Here is a 21,041-nt window from a genome sequence, read left to right on the forward strand (position 1 = left end):
AGTCCGGCTCGGTTGACGCGCGTTCGATGGTGAGTCCGGCGATTCCTCCTGAGCCCGCTCACCAGCGCACGATGATCCCCGCCTCCCGCGCCAGGCTCGCGGCGAGTCCGATGAGGTCGCCGCCGTCGACGGTCGCGCCGTGTAGGCCCGCCACGCCGTCGATGTCGGCGAGGGTGCAGTCGGTGAAGCGGAGGTTGTGGCGCGGTGCGGTGCCGGTGAAGCGGGCGCCGGTGAGGTCGCAGTGTTCGAAGACGACGTTGCGGAATTCGACGCCCTCGAAATCGGCTTGGCGCAGATCGCAGTCGCGGAAGACGACGGTGCGCAGCTTGGAGTAGCGGAATGAGGTGAGATCGGCGCGGGTGCCGTCGAGCAGGACATCGCGCCAGCTGCCCGCGGTCCACGACATGCCGGTCAGCCTGCTGGTGCTGATCACGCATTCGGCCATCGAGCATTCGTCGGCCAGCAGATTGGCCAGATCGCAGACCGACAGTTCCGACTCGTAGACGGTGACCCCGCGCATGATCCCGCCGAAGCGGCAGTTGTCGAACCGGCAGCCCTCGATGCCGAGGGCGTGGGTTTCCGCACGGGTGAGGTCGGTTCCGGTGAACTCGACCTCGTCGATCGTGGTGTCGTCGGCGAAATCGTCGCGCGGGGATTCGGCAGGACGCCGGGGCCGGGAGCGGGGCGCGGTGGGCACGACGGGAACGTTGCTGTTGCGAGAGGTTGCCACCCTTGCTCCGCTCTGAGTCGAGGACGATCGGTACCCGGCAAGCTACGGGACGGCACCGACAACAACCGCGTGACCGGGGCGGATCAGTTCATCGGCGGTGGGTAGCGCGATGGTTCGGTGTCGGAGCGGCTGCGTAGTCTGTAACTCATGACGGTAGGACAGACAGCCGAGCTCGATACCCGCGAGGCCGTGCACGACGCCGCGCGTAAGGCCCGGGTCGCCGCACGGGCGCTCGCCCAGTTGACCACCGCCCAGAAGAACGAGGCGCTGCACGCTGCCGCCGACGCGCTGCTCGCCGCGGCCGACCGGGTGCTGGCCGCCAATGCCGAGGACATCGCGGCCGCACAGGCCGCGGGCACCGAGGAGTCGCTGCTCGACCGGCTGCGGCTGACCAAGGACCGCATCGACGGCATCGCCTCCGGCCTGCGCCAGGTGGCCGGCCTGCCCGATCCGGTCGGTGTGGTGGTGCGTGGTTCGACCCTGCCCAACGGGCTCGAGATCCGTCAGGTGCGGGTGCCGCTCGGGGTGGTCGGCATGGTGTACGAGGCCCGGCCCAACGTCACCGTCGACGCGTTCGGCCTGGCCCTGAAGTCCGGTAACGCGGCGCTGCTGCGCGGCTCGTCGTCGGCGGCGCGGTCCAACGCCGCGCTGGTCGAGGTGCTGCGGGAATCGCTTGTCGCCCAGGGCATCCCCGCCGACGCGGTGCAGCTGCTGCCCAGCGAGGACCGCTCCAGCGTCACCCATCTGATCCAGGCCCGCGGTCTGGTCGACGTCGTCATTCCGCGCGGTGGCGCCGGCCTGATCAACGCCGTCGTCCGCGACGCCCAGGTCCCCACCATCGAGACCGGCACCGGCAACTGCCACGTCTATGTGCACGCCGGCGCCGACCTGGACATGGCCGAGCAGATCCTGATCAACGCCAAGACACGCAGGCCGAGTGTCTGCAATGCCGCCGAGACGGTGCTCATCGACGCCGCCATCGCCGAGGCGGCCGTCCCCCGGCTCACCAAGGCGCTGGAAGACCACGGCGTCACCATCCACGGCGATCTGCCCGGTCAGGTGCCCGCCACCGATGCCGATTGGGGCGAGGAGTACCTGACCCTCGATATCGCGTTGAAGGTGGTCGACGGCCTGGACGCCGCGGTCGAGCACATCAACACCTGGGGCACCGGCCACACCGAGGCCATCGTCACCTCGGAGGTCTCCGCCGCCCGCGAGTTCACCAGCCGGGTCGACGCCGCCGCCGTCATGGTCAACGCCTCCACCGCCTTCACCGACGGTGAGCAGTTCGGCTTCGGCGCCGAGATCGGCATCTCCACCCAGAAGCTGCACGCCCGCGGCCCGATGGCGCTGCCGGAGCTCACCTCCACCAAGTGGATCGTCTGGGGCGAGGGGCAGGTCCGCCCGGTCTGAGACCGGGCGCGGTCGCGTCGTCCCGTAGCGTGGGGCTGGTAGTCGCAGGAAAGGGACGCGTGGTGGATCGCTCGAATTCGGATCAGGTCGCGGTTCAGGAGCCGATCTTCGCGTCGGTGGACGAGGTCATCGATCGGCTCGCCGAGACCGGTTACCTGGCCGACAAGGCCACCGCCACCTCGGTGTTCCTGGCGGATCGGCTGGGTAAGCCGTTGCTGATCGAGGGCCCGGCCGGTGTCGGTAAGACCGAACTGTCGCGCGCGGTCGCCCAGACCGCGGGGGCCGAGCTGGTGCGGTTGCAGTGCTACGAGGGCGTCGACGAGGCGCGCGCGCTCTATGAGTGGAACCACGCCAAGCAGATCCTGCGGATCCAGGCCTCCAGCGAGAACGACTGGGAAGAGACCAAGGCCGACGTCTTCACCGAGGAGTTCCTGCTGGCGCGGCCGCTGCTGACCGCGATCCGCCGCACCGAGCCGACGGTGCTGCTCATCGACGAGACCGATAAGGCCGACGTCGAGATCGAGGGCCTGCTGCTCGAGGTGCTCAGTGATTTCGCGGTGACGGTCCCGGAACTGGGCACCATCACCGCCCAGCACAAGCCGTTCGTCGTGCTCACCTCCAACGCCACCCGGGAGCTGTCGGAGGCGCTCAAGCGGCGCTGCCTGTACCTGCACCTGGATTTCCCCGACGCCGACCTCGAACGCCGCATCCTGGCCAGCCGGGTTCCGGATCTGCCCGAGGCCGTGGCGGCGCAGCTGGTGCGGATCGTGCATGTGCTGCGCGGGATGCCGTTGAAGAAGCTGCCGTCGGTGGCGGAGTCCATCGACTGGGGCCGCACCCTGCTGGCCCTCGGCATGCAGGACCTCGACGACACGACCGTGCGCGCCACTCTCGGCGTGGTGCTCAAACATCGCAGCGACCACGAGCGGGCGCTGGCCGAGCTGAAACTGGCCTGATGTCCGCGCGATCGGTACCCGCGCAGGCGCCGGATTTCCGGGCGCCGCACGGGTTCGCGGGTCATCTCGTCGATTTCGTGGAGGCGTTGCGGGCCCGCGGCGTCCCGGTCGGGCCTTCGGAGACGGTGGACGCCGGCCGGGTGCTGACCGTGCTCGACCTGCTGGACCGGGAAGCGGTCCGCGAAGGTCTGGCCTGTGCCCTGCTGCGCCGCACCACCCACCGCAACACCTACGACGGTCTGTTCGATCTGTGGTTCCCGGTCGCGATCGGCGCCCGGACCGATTCGGTCGACGATGTGGAGATCCCGCGCACGCCGTCGGGCACCGTCGATATCGAGGCGTTGCGCGAGCTGCTGGCCGAGCTGCTGACCGAGGAGGGCTCGACCGTCCAGCTGGAGTCGCTGGCCGGGCAGATGGTCGAGGAACTGGGGCAGTACCAGTCCGCGCGTGGCCCGTCGTTCTCGACGTATCAGGCGCTCAAAGAGGTGCAGCCGCAGACGTTGCTGGCCAAGATCCTGGCCGGTCTGGCCCGTCCCGATGGCAGTGCCTTCGACACCGAGGTCGCCCGCCGCTCCGCGCGCCAGCGGATCGATGCCTTCCGCGCCACCGTCGATGCCGAGACCCGCAGGCGCGTCGCCGAGCGGATCGGACGCGAACGGGTCGCCAGTTACGGCGTCGCCCGGCAGGCCGACGATGTCGACTTCCTGCGTGCCTCGGAGTCGGAGCTGGCCGAGTTGCGCCGCAGCAGCCAGCGGCTGGCCCGCATTCTGGCGTCGCGGCTGGCGGTGCGGCGCAAGCATTCCCGGCGCGGTGAGATCGATCTGCGGCGCACGCTGCGCAAATCCATGTCCACCGGCGGGGTGCCGATCGATCTGGTCAGCCGCAAGCCGCGGCCCGGGCGGCCGGAACTGGTACTGCTGTGCGATGTCTCGGGTTCGGTGGCCGGCTTCAGCAACTTCACTCTGCTGCTGGTGAGCGCGCTGCGCGAGCAGTTCTCGCGGGTGCGGATCTTCGCGTTCGTCGACCAGACCGATGAGGTGACCCGGTTCTTCGATGCGCGAACCCAATTGGACGAGGCGATGAAACGGGTGTTCACCGAGGCCCAGGTGGCCGGCTTCGACGGGCATTCCGATTATGGCAGCGCGCTGGCGGGGTTCGCCGAGAAGTGGCCGGACGCGGTCACCAGCCGCAGCTCGCTGCTGATCCTCGGGGACGCGCGCACCAACTACCGCGACCCGGACCTGGAAACCCTGCGCGGTCTGGTGCAGGTGGCCAAGCATGCGCACTGGCTCAACCCGGAGCCGAAAACCCAATGGGGATCGGGTGATTCGGCCGCCGACAAGTATCAGCAGGTGATCGAGATGCACGAATGCAGGTCGGCGGCACAGCTGACCGGGGTGGTGTCGCGGCTGCTGCCGGTGTGATCATCAGCGCTTGTTAAGCGAACCTTATGGTGTTGCCGCGACAATGCGCGAATGGTCAACACAGCTTCGGCGGACAACAATTATCAGTTCCAGGTCGATCTGCGCGGCATCGTGGATCTGCTGTCGCACCACCTGTACTCGAGTCCGCGGGTCTACCTCCGGGAGCTGTTGCAGAACGCCGTCGACGCCGTCACCGCCCGCACGAAGCTCGACCCCACCGCCCCGACCGCGATCCGGCTGCACCTGGACGGGCACGGCCTGCGCATCACCGACCCCGGCATCGGACTCACCGAGGCCGACGTCCACCGCTTCCTGGCCACCATCGGCCGCTCCTCCAAACGCGACGACATCGAGGGCGCCCGCCGCGAATTCCTCGGCCAGTTCGGGATCGGACTGCTGGCCTGCTTCACCGTCGCCGAGTCGATCCGCGTGCGCACCCGGTCGGCCGCCGATCCCGATGCGCCGCCGGTGGAATGGATCGCCGAGGCCGATGGCACGTATTCGCTGCGCGCGCTCGAGCCCGCGGACTACCCCGAGCCGGGCACCACGGTCGAACTGACGCCGCGGCCCGGCGCGCAGGACTGGTTCACCGCCGACCGTGTGCTGGAGTTGGTCACTGATTACGGTTCGCTGCTGCCGTACGAGGTGAGCGTCGAAGCGGCGGGCAGCGTCGTCCGGGTGACCGATCCGCAGCCGGTCTGGCGGCGGCAGTTCGATTCGCCCGCGCTGCGCCGGGCCGCGCTGTTCGACTACGGCGAACGGGTGCTCGGATTCCAGCCGCTGGACGTCATCGACCTCAATGCCGAACTGGCCGGGGTGAGCGGTGTCGCGTATGTGCTGTCGCAGCCGGGTAATCCGGCCGAATCCAGTGCGCACCGGGTGTATCTGAAGGGGATGCTGCTCGGCGACGCCGTGCGCGGGGTACTGCCGGATTGGGCGTTCTTCGTCCGCTGCGTCATCGACACCGATTCGCTGCGCCCGACCGCCTCCCGGGAAGGACTGTACGAGGACGAGCGGCTGGCCATCGTCCGCGACGCGCTCGGTGACCGGGTGCGGGAATGGCTCACCGAGATCGCCGCCGAACAGCCCGACCGGCTGGCCGCGTTCCTGTCGGTGCACGCGCTCGGTGTCAAGGCGATGGCCCGGCATTCGACGGAGTTGCTGCGGATCATGGTGCCGCATCTGCTGTTCGAAACCACCGAGGGCCGGATACCGCTGACCGAATTCGTGCGCAAACATCCGGTGGTGCGGGTGAGTGCCACGGTGGAGGAGTTCCGCCAGGTCGCGCAGACGGCGTCGGCGCAGGGCATCGGCATCGTCAACGGCGGCTATACCTATGACGCCGAACTGGTCGCGCTGCTGCCGCAGATCATCCCCGAGGTCGAGGTGATCGAACTCGACGGCGCCGCCCTGACCGCCGCCCTCGATCCGGTGGACCCGGCCGAGGAACTGGCCTTGGCGCCAGTGCTGTCCATCGCCCGCAGCACGCTCGATCCGCTGTCCTGCGATGTGCTGCTGCGCGCCTTCCACCCGGTCTCGGTGCCCGCGCTCTATCTCGACAGCCGCGGCGCCCGCAACGAACGGGCCAGGGCCGACACCGTCGCCGAAGCCGACGACCTGTGGTCGGACATCCTCGGCGCACTCGAATCCGCGACACCACGGGCGCAACTGGTCCTCAACTTCCACAGCCCGGTGGTACGCAGGCTCGCCCGCATCGGTGATCCGGCCTTCCTGAAAACCGCCGTGGAATCGCTGTACGGACAGGCACTGCTGATGACCCACCGGCCGCTGCGGCCCGCCGATACCGCGCTGCTCAACCGCGCCTTCGGAGAGTTCCTGAGCTGGGCCACCGAACGCGCCGTCGGCGGCGACCAGGGGGAGAACTGACATGGATCACACCGAGATCGACGGCGAACTGCGGCGTTGCCGGTCCCTGCCGCACGGCCGCGCGCGCACCCAGCGGCTGGAGACGCTGGCCGCCGCCGCTCGTTCCGGCACCGACCGCGCGCTCGAGGGCGCGGTGCTGCTCGAGCTCGCCCGCTCCTACATGTACGCGGGCGAACGCGACCTGTCGCCGATGGCATACGGCCGGCTGCTGAGCATCTACGACGCCCACCCGGCCGAGCTCGGGCATCTGACCTACTCGGTGCACTGGCAGCTGAAATGGATGACCTGGGATCTGATCGGCAATCCGGCGGTCCCCCTGCCGACGGTGCATCGCTGGCTCGACGAAATGGACAACCGCTACCGCCAGCGCGGATACAGCGCCCGGCCGGTACTGAGTCTGCGCGCCGACCTGGCCTGCGCAATCGGCGATCACGAGGAGGCGATCGCGCTACGGGATGCCGCACTGGGCAAGCAGCGCGATCAGATGGCCGACTGCGACGCCTGCGAACGCAATGGCTGGGGCGTGATCAGCGCGGCGGCCGGCGACGACGAGGACGCGCTCGAGCAGTGGCGCCCGGTGATCGACGGTGAACGCAGCTGCGCCGAGGAACCGCACCGCACGCTGGCCAAGGCACTGGTACCGATGTTGCGCACCGGCCGCACCGCCGCGGCTCGCAGCGCGCATCTGACCGGATATCCGCTGGTCCGGCACAATATCGAGCTGCGCGCGTCGGTGGGGGAGCACATCGAGTTCTGCGCGCTGACCGGCAACGAAGCACGCGGCCTGGAGATCCTGGCCGAACACAGCAGCTGGCTCACCGACCAGGCCGCCGATATCGGCAGCCGGCTGTCGTTCATCACCGGTGTGAGCGTCCTGCTGCGGCGGCTGGTCGCGCTGGACATGGCGGAGTTGCCGGTTGGCGGGGAGACGGTGGCGACGGTGCTAGCCACGCTCGAGGCCGAAATCGAGGACGTGGTTCGCCGGTACGACACCCGGAACGGCACGGACGAGTACCGCAAGCGGGTCGATGAACGGCTCACTCGGCAACCAGTGGTCGAGCTGCTGCCGTTGGGGTTGCGCTCGCGTCCGTTGGCCGCGCAGCCGGCAGGCGCAGCGACGAGTTCGGGGGCTGGCGCGGCAGTTGGTGCCTCGATCCCGGCAGGTCGCGACACGGACGGCACGGGCACAGCCGACGCGTCTGGGGCAACCGCGTCGACAAGCGGCGAACCGGCCGCCGTGGACCGGTCGGCCGAGGCCGCACGGCTGATCGAAGCGGCCACCGCACGCCTGCACACCGACCCGGCCGCCGCCGAAACCCAGCTGCGGCGCGCGTTGGCGGTGGGCACCGGTGTGCTGCCCCGCGAGGATCTGGCCCGGCTGAACTCGCTGCTGGTCTCGGCGCTGGCCGGGCAGCCGGGACGGGAGGCCGATCTGGCCGATGCCGCGCTCTACGCCGCCGCCCGCTGGTCAGGGCTGTCGGACGCCGACGCCGCCCACCACAGCTGTGTCGCGGCCCGCGCCTTCCACCGCGCGGGACAGCACGGCCCGGCCGCCGCACTGTTCGAGCAGGTCGTCGGGGACCCCGACCTCGGGTACCCGGCCTCGGAGCTGGCGGTGATCGGGGCACAGTACGGGACCTCGCTTTCGGCACTCGGCCGCCCGGTCGACGCCGCCCGCGAGTACGTCTCGGCCGCGAAGCTGATCGAGCATGTCCCCGGACATGATCAGCTGCGCGCCGAACTCGCCGATTCCGCAGCTCAGGCGCTGTCGCGGGCGGGCCGCCTTGATGAGGCGCGGGCCGCCTTCCTCCGGGCCGCGGATCTGTGGGGCGGCCTGGCCCGGATCGACGCGCGCGCCGCCTGCCTGCGCCGCATCGCCTGGATGCAGACCTGGGACGAGGACGCAGATACCGAGTCTCCGGCCTGGCTGGCCACCATCGACGGGCTGATCGCAGAACTGGACGCCGCGCTCGAACAGGAGCCCACCCCCGAGCTTGCCGCCGAGCTGGAGACCACCCGCGAGCAACGGGCCCAGATGCAGGCGGAGGTCGCCGGCGACTACCGGTAGCCCCCGCACGACCACGGCGCGGGCGCACCCACCCGTTAAGCTCGGCACTCATGCACACGACAGGCCGGCCCCGACGCAAGCTCGGGGTGATGGGCGGAACGTTCGATCCCATCCACCACGGCCACCTGGTCGCCGCCAGCGAGGTCGCCAACCGCTTCGACCTCGATGAGGTCGTCTTCGTGCCCACCGGGCAGCCGTGGCAGAAGGCCGGCAAGCAGGTCAGCCCGGCCGAGGACCGCTACCTGATGACCGTCATCGCGACGGCGTCGAATCCGCGGTTCTCGGTCAGCCGGGCCGACATCGATCGGGGCGGGGTCACCTACACCGTCGACACCCTGCGTGACCTGCGATCCCAGCATCCGGACGCGGAGCTGTACTTCATCACCGGAGCAGACGCGCTGGCCAATATCCTGACGTGGCAGGATTGGGCGGAACTGTTCGAACTGGCGAGGTTCGTCGGGGTGAGCCGTCCGGGTTACGAACTGCACACCGATCATCTGGAGGAGCACCTGCGTGATCTCCCGCCGGATGCGGTGACCATGATCGAGATCCCGGCGCTGGCGATCTCGTCGAGCGAATGCCGTCGCCGTGCCGCCGAGAACCGGCCGGTCTGGTACCTCGTGCCCGACGGTGTCGTGCAGTACATATCGAAGCGGCACCTGTATGTGCCGGCAGGAGCGGAAGGTAGCTGAGCGTGAGCGAGCGCAGCGAGGTGCGGGCATGACGGCCTCTGTCGAAGCGGTGGAGATGGCGCAGGTCGCCGCACGGGCAGCCGATGAGAAGCTGGCTTCCGATGTGGTGGTGCTCGATGTGTCCGAGCAGTTGGTGATCACCGACTGCTTCGTGATCGCGTCCGCGCCGAACGAACGGCAGGTCAACGCGATCGTCGACAATGTCGAGGAGAAACTGCGCGCCGCCGGGCACAAGCCGGTCCGTCGCGAAGGCACCCGTGAGGGCCGCTGGGCATTGCTGGACTACGTCGATGTGGTGGTGCACATCCAGCACAACGACGAGCGCAATTTCTATGCGCTGGAACGCTTGTGGAAGGACTGCCCGGTGGTAGCGGTCGAGGGCCTCGCCGGCCCGGCCGACACCGCGGCGGCGGCTTCCGAGGACGGCGAGTGACCTCGAAGTACAGCCATGTGCGCAAGCTGATCCTGTTGCGCCACGGGCAGACCGAATGGAATGCCATCGACCGCATGCAGGGCCAGATCGACACCGATCTCACCGAACTCGGCCGCCGCCAGGCCAAAGAGGCGGCCCGGGAACTGGTGACCCACAATGCGATCGCCATCATCTCCTCCGATCTCAAACGGGCCTACGAGACCGCGGTGGCGCTGGCCGACCACACCGGAATCGAGGTCGTGCGCGATCCCCGGCTGCGCGAGACCAACCTCGGTGACTGGGAAGGACTCACCCACATCGAGGTCGACGCGGGATACCCCGGCGCCCGGGTGGCCTGGCGGCTGGACGCGAGTTTCACCCCGCCCAACGGCGAGAGCAAACTCGAGGTCGGTGCGCGCGCGTTGCCGGTGGTCCAGGAACTGTTCGCCGAGCGGCAGGATTGGCCCGGCGGGACTATCATCCTGGTGGCGCACGGCGGGCTGATCGCCGCCCTCACGGCCGCGCTGCTCGACCTGCCACCTCGCAGCTGGCCCGCCCTCGGTGGTCTGGCCAACACCAGCTGGGTGCAGTTGAGCAGCCACGGTCCGAGCATCGACCAGCCCGGCTGGCGCCTCGATGTGTGGAACGCAGCGGCGAAGGTAGCTCCCGATGTCCTCTGAAGAGCCCCTCCGGCAGGTGCCGGACGAACTGTTCCGGAAGGTATCCGCCCGACCGGAACGTGCCCTCCCGGATGCCCTGTTCGGGCCGCCACCGACCCCGCCGCCGGCCGCCCGCACGCCGGAAACCGTTCCGGCCGGCGGCCGATCCGGCGCGGTGGAGGAGGTCGTGCCCGAGCCGCCCACCGAACCTCCGGATGCCGGTGACGACGGGGTGAAATCTTCCGCGTCGGAGCGAGATTCGGGTGAAGCCACGGCAGCGGCCGAATCCTCCGATGCGCCGTCCTCGGGCGAGGCGGCTGAATCTTCGGTCGAGTCGGGCGAATCGACGACCGGGCTTGGCGAAAGGGTGGCTGAATCGGTCGATTCGTCTATGAGTGCGGATGCCGCAACGGCCAGCAACGAAACGCCGCTCGAACCCGCCGTCGGCACCGAATCCGAGAGCGAGGGCGACCTCGTCGTCGCCGAGCCCGGTGATCAGGCCGATACTCCCGTCGCAGCCACCTCGGACGCGGTGGCGCCCGCGGAGCCGGCTACTCGCCCGGTCCTGCTGGTGATCGCGGACTCGCTGGCCTACTTCGGGCCCGAAGGCGGGCTGCCCGCCGACCATCCCCGGATCTGGCCGAATCTGGTCGGCGCGGAGTTGGATTGGGATGTGGAGCTGGTCGCCAGGATCGGCTGGACCTGCCGCGACGGGTACTGGGCGCTGATCGGCGATCCCCGGGTGTGGGCCGCGGTGCCGCGCGCGGGTGCGGTGGTGTTCGCGGTGGGCGGGATGGACAGTCTGCCCTCGCCGTTGCCGACCGCATTGCGTGAACTGATCCGCTATGTGCGCCCACCCGCCGTGCGGCGCGGGGTACGGGCGACCTACCAGTGGTTGCAGCCGAAGCTGTCGAAACTCGGCCGGCCCGTGGCCCTTCCGCCGAAGGTCAGCGTGAGTTACCTCGAACAATCGCGGGAAGCGCTGGCGCAGCTGCGCCCGGACCTGCCGGTGGTGGCGGTGCTGCCCTCGGTGCACAACTGCGCCGCCTACGGACGGGTTCATCGCGGCCGCGAGCGGGCCGTGCGGGCCTTGCGCGCCTGGTCGGAGCGCACCTCGGTGCCGCTGGTCGATCTCGGTGAAGCGGTGCGCGAGAACATCTTCTCCGATGCCGCCAACCCCGACGGCATCCATTGGGGCTGGGATGGGCACACCGCTGTCGCGAACGCGATGGTGAAGACCTTGCAGGAGGTTCGGTAGTCCGTGTCCGTCGTGGTCGTCACCGATTCGTCGGCGAGCCTGCCCGCCGATCTCGTCGGCGAACTGGGCATCGGCGTTGTGCCGCTGCATGTCCTGGTCGGCGACCGAGCCCTGCGCGAGGGCGTGGACGACCTCGAGATCGATTACACCAGCGACACCGTGACCACCTCGGCGCCGTCGCCGGGGGAACTGCGCGCGGTCTACGAGTCGGCGCTCGACCGCAGCGAGGGTGACGGTGTGGTGGCGGTGCATCTGTCGCGCCAGCTCTCGGGCACCTGGGAAGCGGGCCGACAAGCCGTCCGCGATATGGACGCCGCCGATCGGGTGCGCCTGGTCGACTCGCTGGGCGCCGGGCTGGCCACCGGTCTGCCGGTCTTGGCGGCGGCGCGGCGGGCGTGCACCGGCGCCGGGCTGGACGCGGTCTACGAGGCGGCCGTCGCTGCGGCGGCACGGGCCAGGACCTTCATTCTGGTCAATCGCACCGAGCAATTGCGCCGGGGTGGGCGGCTCAGTTCGGCGGCGTCGTTCTTCGGCAGCGAGCTCGTCACCAAACCGCTGTTGCAGATCGTCGGTGGCCGGTTGGAGCTGCGGGAGAAGGTGCGCACGCGATCCAAGGCCTACGCCAAACTCATCGCCGCCGCGGTGGACGCCGCGGGCGAGGACGGTGCGGCGGTGGCGGTGCAGCATCTGGGCGCACCTGATGCCGCCGACAGCCTCGCCACGCAACTGCGGGAGCGGGTCCCGGGCGTGGATGAGGTCATTACTGCCGAGTTCGGGCCAGCGCTGGCCGTGCATCTCGGCGTCGGGGCGGTGGGTGTGCTGGTCTTGCCGGGTGGGTGCTGACACCGGCGCATCGTCGCATCCGGTGAGTGCTCGGACGCCGGGCTCCGGACGCCGACTCGGCGTGTCCGAGCGAGTTGTACACAGGCTCGCAGTTATCCACAGGTTTCTCGAAGTCCCTGGTCGGTCGCGATCGGATGCGTCTTAACGCCTCTAGCGTTGCCGCCATGTCACGACACGAGGAGCGCGAGCGGATTCGGGAACGGCTCGGTGTGCTGACCGCACGGGTCGGTGCGACACGGGCGGTCGCGGGATCGGCCGCAACGATGAGATCGGGGGTCGTCGCGCGGTCGGCCGCGACGGGTCCGCCGGGGACGGAGGGGAACCCCGGATTGGGCAAACGCATGCCGACCGGCGAGTTGCAGGACGTTGACGACGCGTCTGCGCAGCCACGGCCCGCTGCTGGTCGCTATCCGGAAGGCGCAGGGGGCCTTCCGGATTCGAGCGGAAGCGCCGCGGGCCGATGGCATCTGGACGAACTGCCGCCCGACGATCCGCCCGAAGGTCTCGACGACGTCGGCGAAGTCGGCGCGCCCGGCTGGCTGGACGAACCGGGACGCAGCGGCGGTCGTTGGCGAGACCGTCTGGTACCACCGCGCTTTCGCCAGGCCAGGATGGATCCAGGCAGGCGAGGCGTACTGACGTTGGCCGGGGTGGGTCTGGTCGCCGCTGTGGTCGCTGTTGTCGTGGTGCTGTGGGAACGTCCCGTCACACAACAGGTTCCGCCGGTAGCCGCCGTATACACCGCAGCGCCGGCACCGCCGATGCCTTCCACCGAGGGCAGATCGGTAGCAGTACCCAGCGAATCCGCTTCAGCCCTGGACGATGCCGGCGGTGAGCTGGTGGTGAGTGTGGTCGGACTGGTGCACAAGTCCGGCCTGGTACGCCTGCCGCCGGGATCGAGGGTCGCCGACGCGGTAGCAGCCGCAGGTGGCGCCCGCGATGGTGCCGACCTCGCCGGAATCAACCTCGCCCAGCGGCTGTCCGACGGTGATCAGATCATCGTCGGCAGCTCCGGCGGCGAACCCGGCGTCCCCCGCCTCGGTAGCACCACCATCGGTGCGTCCGGACGTCCGCCCGGCACGGCTGGCGCTGCCACACCGGGACCGACCGCCGGCTCCGCTGAACCGGGCACGAGGGTAAACCTCAACTCCGCCACCGAATCCGACCTGGACGCCCTCCCCGGAATCGGCCCGGTCACCGCCCGCGCCATCATCGCCTGGCGCACCACCAACGGCCGATTCACCGACGTCGAACAACTCGGCGATGTAGACGGCATCGGCCCGGCCCGCCTGGCCCGCCTGCGCGATCTGGTGACCGTATGAGCCGCAAGTGCGGGGCCGAGATCGCCAACGTACATGCGCGATTCACCGGCATCAGGACATGCGCAGGGCGGGCCAGCAGTGCGAGCAGCCGCTGCGGCCCTGAGCCCCGCCGGTCCTGTCTAGCCGGTGCTGATTCGGTTGCCGGGGATTGCGCAGTCGGCAAGACGTGCCCGGCACGCCGTGCACGGGCGATCTCGCGGCAACCGGCGATGCCTCATGGGTGCGGACGTTGCCGCCAACGACCGGTCCCAAACGAGCGATGGCGGAGCGACCGTCGCAGGACCGATGCCGAGAGCGGGTCCGGCCGGCGGCGGCAGTGTGCGGGGTGGCCGGACCGGGGGCGACTGTGCGATTGGGGCGAGTGGTGACCAGTGGGGCTGAGGAGGTCGGGTCAGCGGATGGGCATGCGCGGGTGCCGACAGCGGGAAGGGGTGGGCAGGGGGAGTCCGGGCACGTCGCGACCACATGGCTGATTGGCGGTGTCACTTGTGGCGGGGTCGCGGCCGGTGCGGAGGCCGGGCGTGCGGCTCGGGAGGACCGGAGGGCGGCGGGCGGAGTCGGCGTCGTAGGGGGTGAGCGGGGCGGCGATGACGACGGTGCTGTGGAGGCCCGGCTCGATGCGCGGCTGGTTCCGGCGGCGGTGGGATGTTGGGTCGTCACGGTGGTGGTGCTCGGGGCCGGGTGGCGGGTCGGGGTGATGGTCGCGGTGGGGGCGGCGGTGGCGGCGATCGGGTTGTGGGTGGGGCTGATGTGGGCGGTGGCGCATCGGCGGGAGCGGTGGCGGGCTGTCGCGGTGGTCGCGTTGGGAGCGGTGCTGCTGGGGGCGGGGTTCGCGGTGGCGGCGGCCTGGCGGGAGCATCGGGTGCAGACCCACCCGCTGCGAGCGGTTCCGGCGGGGATGTCCGTGCGGGTGGTCGTGACGCCGATCGATGATCCGAAACCGGTGCGCGGGGCTAGCTTCGGCGGTGAGCGGACCTGGCTGGTGCGGGCGAGCCTGCGTGAGTATCACCACGGTTCGACCGTCGTGCGAGGTGGGGGAGCGGTGGTGATCCTGGCGACCGGGTCGGCGTGGGCGAAGCTTCCGCCGGGTCAACCCGTGGAGTTTCGCGCGAGGCCGTCCCCACCGCGCCTGCGCGATCTGACCGTGGTGACGTTGCGCGCCCTCGGCGACCCCTCGACCGCAGGACCACTGCCGTGGTGGCAGCGGCTCGCGGGGTCGGTTCGCGCGGATCTGGTCGCCGCGTCCGCCGCCGCGCTACCGGCCGGCGCCGCTGGGTCGCTGCCCGCGCTCGTGGTGGGCGACACCTCGGCACTGTCCGACGACGTGCGCCGCGACTTCGAAACGGCTGGCCTCACTCACCTGACTGTGGTCAGCGGGGCGAACTTCACAATTCTTCTCACTGTGGTGTTGTTCCTCACCAGGGTGCTCACGCTCGGTCCGCGTATGACCGTGGGCGTCGCGGCCGGTGCGCTGGTGCTGTTCGTCGTCATCGCGAGGCCGGACCCGAGTGTACTGCGGGCCGCCGCCATGGGCGGGGTGACTTTGCTGGCGCTGCTGACCGGCCGGCGTCGGCAAGCCCTACCGGCGTTGTGTGCGGCGGTGATCGGACTACTCGCCGTGTGGCCGGAGCTGGCGATGTCAGCGGGTTTCGCGCTCTCGGTGCTGGCAACCGGCGCACTGATCCTGCTGGCACCGAGTTGGTCGGATTGGCTGCGGGCGAAGGGTATGTGGCGATTGCCCGCGGAGATCCTCGCGGTCTCGGCCGCCGCGTTCGTCGTGACCACGCCGATCGTCGTGGCGCTGACGGGCAAGGTCAGCCTGGTGGCGGTTGTCGCGAATGTTCTTGTCGCGCAGGTGATCGCACCGATCACCGTGATCGGGGCGGCCGGCGCGGTGCTGGCGACTGCGTGGATGCCCTTGGCCGAACTCGCACTACGCTGTGCGGCGCCACCCATGTGGTGGCTGCTGGCGGTCGCCGAGTACTGCGCCGCGATACCGGGAGCCACGGTGACGGTGCCGGCCGGTTCGACCGGCGGGTTGATCGCCTGTGCGGTTGTCGCCGCGGGGATCTGGCTGTTGCGATCGGCCATCGTGCGCCGATTACTGGCGGCCGTACTGATTTCCGCCGTAGCGGTGTTGATTCCGGTGCGGCTCTGGTTCCCCGGCTGGCCACCCGACGGCTGGGTGCTCGCCGCCTGCGACGTCGGGCAGGGCGACGGTTTGGCCCTGTCTGCCGGACCCGGCAGCGCCGTCGTCGTCGACGTGGGCCCGGACCCGCGCACCATCCGGACCTGCCTCAACCGCCTCGGCATCACCCGAATTCCACTACTGGTCCTCACCCATCCGCACGCCGATCACATCGCCGGACTCGACGGTGCACTGGACGGACGCGATATCGGCGCGGTTGCCGTCGGACCTGGCGAATTGCCTGGGTACAGCACGGATTCGGCAGCCGTTCGGCAAGAACCGGGTTCGCCGCTATCACCGCAGCCGGCACCACCGACCCACTGCGGTTCCCCGGCCGGCCTTCCTGAGCGCTCCGGCACTGCCGCATATTCGCCGCCGCCGCCGAGCAATACGGCCGACTGGCCGCCAGCTGGCCTTCCGGGGGTCGGAATGCGTCCGGCGCTTGGCGCCGAGCCGGGCTCGCAACCAACGCCTGCAACATCTGCCTCGGGCGCCGACCGGCATCCACCAGTCGTCGACCGGACCGACACCGGCCCCGCCGAACTAGCGAAAACTGTGCACCGTGTAGGCATCCCGGTGGTGGAGCTGACGGCAGGATGCCGACTGACAATCGGCGACCTGACCCTCGACGCGCTCGCGCCACAAGCTCCACGCTCTCGCCGAGCCGCTGCGCTGGACCTCGACACCGCCAACGACCGTTCCATAGTCCTCGCAGCACACACCGCCGCCGGCCGCATCCTGCTCACCGGCGATATCGAAGCCGCGACGCAGCGCTCCCTGCTCGCCTCCGGTGCACCGATCCGCGCTGACATCCTCAAGGTTCCCCATCACGGCTCCCGCACCACCACAACCGAATTCCTCCGTGCCGTTCACCCGCGCCTCGCCCTCATCAGCGCGGGCGCCACCAACACCTTCGGCCACCCACACCCAGCCATCCTGGCCGACCTGGAAGCGCTGGGCACCACCATCGCCCGCACCGACCGCGACGGCACCATCATCGTCCGCCCCAACGGCCCCGCCCTCGAAGTCCGCACCACGGGGTCCACATCAGCGCCCCGTTCGCGCCGACCACCGCGGCGCCGCCTACCGGCGCGACGCGAACGGGACGCGACACCAGCGCCCGGGGCTCGCAGAGGCGGGCGAGCACCGCCATCGATAGGGGGCGCAACCCGGTCGACCGGCACCGCCCATCCCGGAACCCGCCGAATGCCCACCAATCCCTGTCGGACCACGACCGTAGGATCGGGGGCGTGAGCGAACGACCTGCGGCGGTCCACCTGGTGCTCGGGGACGAGGAGTTGTTGATCGAGCGCGCCATCGCGAGCGTGACGGCGCAGGTCAGGGCGGGGGCGCCGGATCCTGACGGTGTACCCGTGGATCGGTTGCGGGCGGGGGAGGCGAGCACCGCCGAGCTGGCGGAGCTGCTGAGTCCCTCGCTGTTCGCTGAGGACCGGGTGATCATTCTGGAATCCGCGGCCGAGGCCGGGAAGGACGCGGTGGCGGTGATCACCGAGGCCGCGGCCGACCCACCCGACGGTGTGGTGCTCATGGTGGTGCACTCCGGCGGCGGCCGGGCCAAGGCCCTCGCGCCTGCGCTGCACAAGGCGGGGGCGGTGGTGCACAACTGCGCCAAGCTAAGCAAGGCCTCCGAGCGTGCCGAGTTCGTCCGCGCGGAGTTCCGGGCCGCCGGAGCGCGCGTCTCCGGTGACGTGGTGCAGGCGGTGATCGAGGCCGTGGGCTCGGACCTGCGCGAACTGGCGGCGGCGGCCTCGCAGCTGGCCGCCGACACCGGCGGCAAGATCGACGTCGCCGCGGTCCGGCGGTACTACTCCGGCAAGGCCGAGGTCACCGGTTTCGATGTCGCCGAGCTGGCCGTCACCGGCGACCGCCCCGGCGCCATGGAGGCCTTGCGGTGGGCCAACGACCGGGGTGTGCCGCATGTGCTGCTGGCCGACGCACTGGCCGATTCGGTGCACACCATCGCCAAGGTCGGCTCGGCCGGCCGGGGCGATCCGTTCAAGCTGGCCGGCCCGCTGGGGATGCCGCCGTGGAAGGTGAAGAAGGCCCAGGCGCAATCACGCGGCTGGACCCCCGCCACCATCGGCTCCGCCCTGCAAGTCGTCGCCACCTTGAACGCCGACGTCAAGGGCGGCGCGGCCGATTCCGCCTTCGCGCTCGAGCACGCGCTGATGCAGATTCTCGACCTGCACGGCCGCTGACGTCCGCGGCTGCCGCGCAACCGCCTGCGCGCCACGGCATTACGCGGCCCGCACCATCAGCATCGTGAGCCGTCGCACGACCGGCAGCACCAGCAGCAGTGTGGGGAACGCGATCGGCCAGGACACCGCCCACGATCGCAGCCACAGCGCGATATCGAGTCCGTCGCTCATCAGCGTGCTGATCAGCGAGACGATGCAGGTCATCAGCAGTGACAGCAGCAACGGCAACACGAACGACGCGGCGCGGGCGGGCAGCTTGACGCGCTCGGCAACGCTGCGGGAAGAGGGATTCGCGGAATTCATCGGTACTCCGTAAACGATCGTCGGCAACGACCACGCCGGGTGGCGAGGCCGGTGCGTTGATTCACGTGAACGCTTACGGCGACCGGATGTCGCGGGGCCGAGCTTAGCCAGGCCCGGCCCCGCGACGCAATCGCTATTTCAGGCCGCGCCGTCGATCTTCAGATCACCGAAGGTGACGGCCCGCGTCATCGGCCGTGCCAGGAACTCGTGCGGGAAGCCGAGTTCCACCGCGCTCGCCTGCTCGAGCCGGGCCAGCTGCGCGGCGTCGAACTCGACCGACAAAGCGCCGAGATTGTCCTCCAGCTGAGCGGCGGTCCGCGCACCGATGATCGGCGAGGTCACACCGGGATTGCGCAGCGTCCAGGTGATGGCCACCTGGGCCGGGGAGTGGCCGAGTTCGCCGGCCACCGCGGCGACCACCTCGGCGATCGACAGTCCGCGCTCGGTCAGCGCACCGCTGGCCGCGGCGACGTTCTTGCGTGTCCCCGTCGGCGACGCCGTGGCCGCATCGGCCAGGTCGGCGCGGGTGTATTTGCCGGTGAGCACCCCGCTGCCGAGCGGCGACCACGGAATGACACCGAGGCCGAGCTCGCGCGCCATCGGAATCAGATCGCGCTCCACCGTGCGTTCGAGCAGGCTGTATTCGATCTGCAAGGCGATCAGCGGCGACCATCCACGCAGGTCGGCCATGGTCTGCATGCGCGAGACCTGCCACGCCGGGGTATCGGAGATGCCGACATAGAGCACCTTGCCCGCCCGCACCAGGTCGTCCATGGCCCGCAGGATCTCCTCCACCGGGGTGAGGAAATCCCAGGCGTGCAGGTAGAGCAGGTCGATGTAGTCGGTGTTCAACCGGCGCAGGCTCGCTTCGACCGAGGCGATCATGCTCTTGCGGTGGTTGCCGCCGGAGTTCGGGTCGCCGGCGCGGCGCAGCATGGTGTATTTCGTTGCCAGTACCAAGGATTCACGGTTGGCGGAGGTGAATTCCCCGAGCAGCTGCTCGGAGCTGCCGTCGGTGTACTGGCTGGCGGTGTCGATGAAGTTGCCGCCGCGGTCGATGTAGGTGTCGAAGATCTTGCGCGCTTCGTCCTTGTCGGCGCCCCAGCCCCAGTCCGCGCCGAAGGTCATGGTGCCCAGCGACAGCGGCGAGACCCGCAGCCCGGAACGGCCGAGGGTCCGGTAGGTGTCGAGGGTGGTGCTCATGGTTGCTCCCGTCGTCTGCGTCATGCGTCGACAGGAAGTCTGTTGCCATCGCGGCGGTTCGGTAAGGGAAGGTTCATCCTGGGAAAACCGGTCCTACCCAGCAGCGACGTAAGATCGGTACCGATGACCGGGACGATCAACGCGACGCAGGAACTGGGCGCCTTCCTCCGCGCCCGGCGCGAACGGTTGCAGCCCGCGGAGCTGGGCCTGGCGATCCGCAAACAGTCGCGCCGCACGCCCGGCCTGCGCCGCGAGGAGGTCGCGGAACTGGCCGGGGTGAGCACCGACTACATCGTGCGGTTGGAGCAGGGCCGCGGCCTGCGGCCCTCGGCCGAGGTGCTCGAGGCGCTGGCACGGGCGCTACGGTTGAACCTGGACGAGACGGCCTACCTGTTCGATCTCGCGCAGCAGCGGCTGCCCTACTGCGACAAGCCGGCCACCGTCCCGGCCGCGACGCTGGTCATGCTGGTCGAGGACTTGGCGCCGCTACCGGCGATGCTGGTCGACCACCGCTACGACATCCTGGCCTGGAACCGGGAGATGTCGCGGCTGCTGCTCGATATCGACGCGCTCGCCCCAGCCCGGCGCAACACGATGTGGATGTGCCTGATGCATCCCGGCATGCGCGAGTTCTACCTCGACCGGGACCAGATCATCCGCGAGGGCGTCGCTGATCTGCGAGCGGCCTGGGCCGCCCACCCCGATGACGGCGCGCTGGCGCAGATGGTGGCCGATTTCACCGCACGCAGTCCGGAGTTCGCGAAGGCCTGGGCCGAACACGATGTGAAGGTGCGCGGCCGCGGCCGCAAGCGGTTGAACCACCCGGTGGCGGGCGTGATCACGGTCGATTTCGAGGTGCTGATGCCGCTGCAGGAGACCGATCAGCGGCTGATCGTCTACCGGGCCGCCGACGCCGCGTCCCAGCAGGGCCTCGACCGCCTCACCCTGGACGCGCTTGATGTCGACCGCCTGCCTGCACTTCAGGCCGCGCACGCCGCCGTGGCCGGCCGGCAGCCGGTAGCGACCACCGGCGACGGAGGCACCGCGCCCGTCGCGATCGAGCGCAGCGCCTGACGGACGACGACGGTCGGCCCGCCGCACGGGGCAGCGGGCCGAGGGAACGGGTCGGGTGGCGGACCGTGCGCTAGTCGACGGCCGTGAGTTCGGCCGGTTCCTCGTCCTCGGATTCCTCGTAGCGGCCGTCCCACTCCTCGTAGGCGGGCGCTTCCTCGTCGCGGGTGACGATCCATTCCATCGAGTAGGTGTCGTCGCCGAGCGGCACGGCCACATTCTCGATCTTCACCCCGATATTGAGCACCTCGGCGGCGCGGATCACCTCCGGGAGATCCTCGGCACGCACCACGGTCTGATTCGCATACAGGGTCACCATGGGCCGAATCGTACGGCAGCCGGGTGACAGCGGACCGGGCAGACAGCGAAAGCCGCCGCGGTCGTCGTGGCCGC

General features: G+C 69.9%; 18 protein-coding genes. 14 read left to right on the top strand and 4 right to left on the bottom strand.

The genetic code is table 11. The features are described from left to right. Positions 1-58 precede the first annotated feature (58 nt). Positions 59-730 carry a pentapeptide repeat-containing protein gene (locus NOCYR_RS07240; RefSeq protein WP_231856038.1) on the bottom strand — a complete coding sequence of 224 codons (672 nt, stop codon included), beginning with the start codon at positions 728-730 and terminating at the stop codon, positions 59-61. A gap of 147 nt (positions 731-877) precedes the next feature. On the opposite strand from NOCYR_RS07240, the gene NOCYR_RS07245 reads away from it, so the two are divergent. The 13 genes from NOCYR_RS07245 to holA all read left to right on the top strand — a co-directional run bounded on the left by NOCYR_RS07245 (position 878) and on the right by holA (position 18,071). Next, positions 878-2,143 (top strand): glutamate-5-semialdehyde dehydrogenase, encoded by a 1,266-nt coding sequence (locus NOCYR_RS07245; protein ID WP_014349704.1) that lies wholly within the window; start codon positions 878-880, stop codon positions 2,141-2,143. A gap of 59 nt (positions 2,144-2,202) precedes the next feature. Next, positions 2,203-3,099: an AAA family ATPase gene (locus NOCYR_RS07250; RefSeq protein WP_014349705.1), complete on the top strand. Its 897-nt coding sequence runs from the start codon at positions 2,203-2,205 to the stop codon at positions 3,097-3,099. Beyond that, entirely contained in the window at positions 3,099-4,523 is a 1,425-nt protein-coding gene (locus NOCYR_RS07255; RefSeq protein ID WP_014349706.1) for a vWA domain-containing protein, read from the top strand. Before NOCYR_RS07250 ends, NOCYR_RS07255 begins: the two co-directional genes overlap by 1 nt. 51 nt (positions 4,524-4,574) lie before the next feature. After that, positions 4,575-6,410, top strand: a complete 1,836-nt coding sequence (locus NOCYR_RS07260) for an HSP90 family protein (protein ID WP_014349707.1) — start codon at positions 4,575-4,577, stop codon at positions 6,408-6,410. A gap of 1 nt (position 6,411) precedes the next feature. After that, entirely contained in the window at positions 6,412-8,478 is a 2,067-nt protein-coding gene (locus NOCYR_RS07265) for a hypothetical protein (RefSeq protein WP_014349708.1), read from the top strand. 50 nt (positions 8,479-8,528) lie between these two features. Continuing rightward, positions 8,529-9,170, top strand: a complete 642-nt coding sequence (gene nadD / locus NOCYR_RS07270; protein WP_081505333.1) for a nicotinate-nucleotide adenylyltransferase — start codon at positions 8,529-8,531, stop codon at positions 9,168-9,170. Between the two features lie 28 nt (positions 9,171-9,198). Further along, positions 9,199-9,603 carry a ribosome silencing factor gene (gene rsfS, locus NOCYR_RS07275; protein ID WP_014349710.1) on the top strand — a complete coding sequence of 135 codons (405 nt, stop codon included), beginning with the start codon at positions 9,199-9,201 and terminating at the stop codon, positions 9,601-9,603. Next, positions 9,600-10,262: a histidine phosphatase family protein gene (locus NOCYR_RS07280; RefSeq protein WP_014349711.1), complete on the top strand. Its 663-nt coding sequence runs from the start codon at positions 9,600-9,602 to the stop codon at positions 10,260-10,262. The genes rsfS and NOCYR_RS07280 overlap by 4 nt, the downstream gene beginning before the upstream one ends. 370 nt (positions 10,263-10,632) lie before the next feature. Continuing rightward, positions 10,633-11,499: a diglucosylglycerate octanoyltransferase gene (gene octT, locus NOCYR_RS29125; protein ID WP_014349712.1), complete on the top strand. Its 867-nt coding sequence runs from the start codon at positions 10,633-10,635 to the stop codon at positions 11,497-11,499. A gap of 3 nt (positions 11,500-11,502) precedes the next feature. Further along, a complete protein-coding gene (locus NOCYR_RS07290; RefSeq protein ID WP_014349713.1) occupies positions 11,503-12,342 on the top strand; it encodes a DegV family protein in 840 nt (279 codons plus the stop codon). 164 nt (positions 12,343-12,506) lie between these two features. After that, on the top strand, positions 12,507-13,664 hold the full coding sequence (locus NOCYR_RS28200; protein WP_419538285.1) for a ComEA family DNA-binding protein: 1,158 nt from the start codon (positions 12,507-12,509) through the stop codon (positions 13,662-13,664). Between the two features lie 601 nt (positions 13,665-14,265). Next, positions 14,266-17,106, top strand: a complete 2,841-nt coding sequence (locus NOCYR_RS07305; RefSeq protein WP_193364733.1) for a ComEC/Rec2 family competence protein — start codon at positions 14,266-14,268, stop codon at positions 17,104-17,106. Then, positions 17,103-18,071: a DNA polymerase III subunit delta gene (gene holA, locus NOCYR_RS07310; protein ID WP_014349716.1), complete on the top strand. Its 969-nt coding sequence runs from the start codon at positions 17,103-17,105 to the stop codon at positions 18,069-18,071. The genes NOCYR_RS07305 and holA overlap by 4 nt, the downstream gene beginning before the upstream one ends. Positions 18,072-18,110: 39 nt before the next feature. Here the strand turns inward: holA and NOCYR_RS07315 are convergent, their stop codons facing one another. Continuing rightward, positions 18,111-18,374 (bottom strand): DUF2798 domain-containing protein, encoded by a 264-nt coding sequence (locus NOCYR_RS07315; protein ID WP_014349717.1) that lies wholly within the window; start codon positions 18,372-18,374, stop codon positions 18,111-18,113. A gap of 138 nt (positions 18,375-18,512) precedes the next feature. After that, positions 18,513-19,577 carry an aldo/keto reductase gene (locus tag NOCYR_RS07320; protein WP_014349718.1) on the bottom strand — a complete coding sequence of 355 codons (1,065 nt, stop codon included), beginning with the start codon at positions 19,575-19,577 and terminating at the stop codon, positions 18,513-18,515. A gap of 123 nt (positions 19,578-19,700) precedes the next feature. Here NOCYR_RS07320 and NOCYR_RS07325 point away from each other — a divergent pair, with 123 nt between their 5' ends. Beyond that, complete coding sequence (locus tag NOCYR_RS07325) at positions 19,701-20,651, top strand: helix-turn-helix domain-containing protein (protein WP_014349719.1); 951 nt, start codon at positions 19,701-19,703, stop codon at positions 20,649-20,651. 70 nt (positions 20,652-20,721) lie between these two features. Here NOCYR_RS07325 and NOCYR_RS07330 read toward each other — a convergent pair whose 3' ends face one another. Further along, a complete protein-coding gene (locus tag NOCYR_RS07330) occupies positions 20,722-20,967 on the bottom strand; it encodes a hypothetical protein (RefSeq protein ID WP_014349720.1) in 246 nt (81 codons plus the stop codon). Between the last annotated feature and the right edge of the window lie 74 nt (positions 20,968-21,041).

This window comes from Nocardia cyriacigeorgica GUH-2 (assembly GCF_000284035.1).
GTDB classification, from domain to species: domain Bacteria; phylum Actinomycetota; class Actinomycetes; order Mycobacteriales; family Mycobacteriaceae; genus Nocardia; species Nocardia cyriacigeorgica_B.

Bases quoted from the DNA above. Each gene is read 5' to 3' on its own strand.
- NOCYR_RS07245 (WP_014349704.1), top strand. From the start codon at position 878: ATGACGGTAGGACAGACAGCCGAGCTCGATACCCGCGAGGCCGTGCAC.
- NOCYR_RS07255 (WP_014349706.1), top strand. From the start codon at position 3,099: ATGTCCGCGCGATCGGTACCCGCGCAGGCGCCGGATTTCCGGGCGCCG.
- NOCYR_RS07260 (WP_014349707.1), top strand. From the start codon at position 4,575: ATGGTCAACACAGCTTCGGCGGACAACAATTATCAGTTCCAGGTCGAT.
- NOCYR_RS07265 (WP_014349708.1), top strand. From the start codon at position 6,412: ATGGATCACACCGAGATCGACGGCGAACTGCGGCGTTGCCGGTCCCTG.
- nadD (WP_081505333.1), top strand. From the start codon at position 8,529: ATGCACACGACAGGCCGGCCCCGACGCAAGCTCGGGGTGATGGGCGGA.
- rsfS (WP_014349710.1), top strand. From the start codon at position 9,199: ATGACGGCCTCTGTCGAAGCGGTGGAGATGGCGCAGGTCGCCGCACGG.
- octT (WP_014349712.1), top strand. From the start codon at position 10,633: ATGAGTGCGGATGCCGCAACGGCCAGCAACGAAACGCCGCTCGAACCC.
- NOCYR_RS28200 (WP_419538285.1), top strand. From the start codon at position 12,507: ATGTCACGACACGAGGAGCGCGAGCGGATTCGGGAACGGCTCGGTGTG.
- NOCYR_RS07315 (WP_014349717.1), bottom strand. From the start codon at position 18,374: ATGAATTCCGCGAATCCCTCTTCCCGCAGCGTTGCCGAGCGCGTCAAG.
- NOCYR_RS07320 (WP_014349718.1), bottom strand. From the start codon at position 19,577: ATGAGCACCACCCTCGACACCTACCGGACCCTCGGCCGTTCCGGGCTG.
- NOCYR_RS07325 (WP_014349719.1), top strand. From the start codon at position 19,701: ATGACCGGGACGATCAACGCGACGCAGGAACTGGGCGCCTTCCTCCGC.
- NOCYR_RS07330 (WP_014349720.1), bottom strand. From the start codon at position 20,967: ATGGTGACCCTGTATGCGAATCAGACCGTGGTGCGTGCCGAGGATCTC.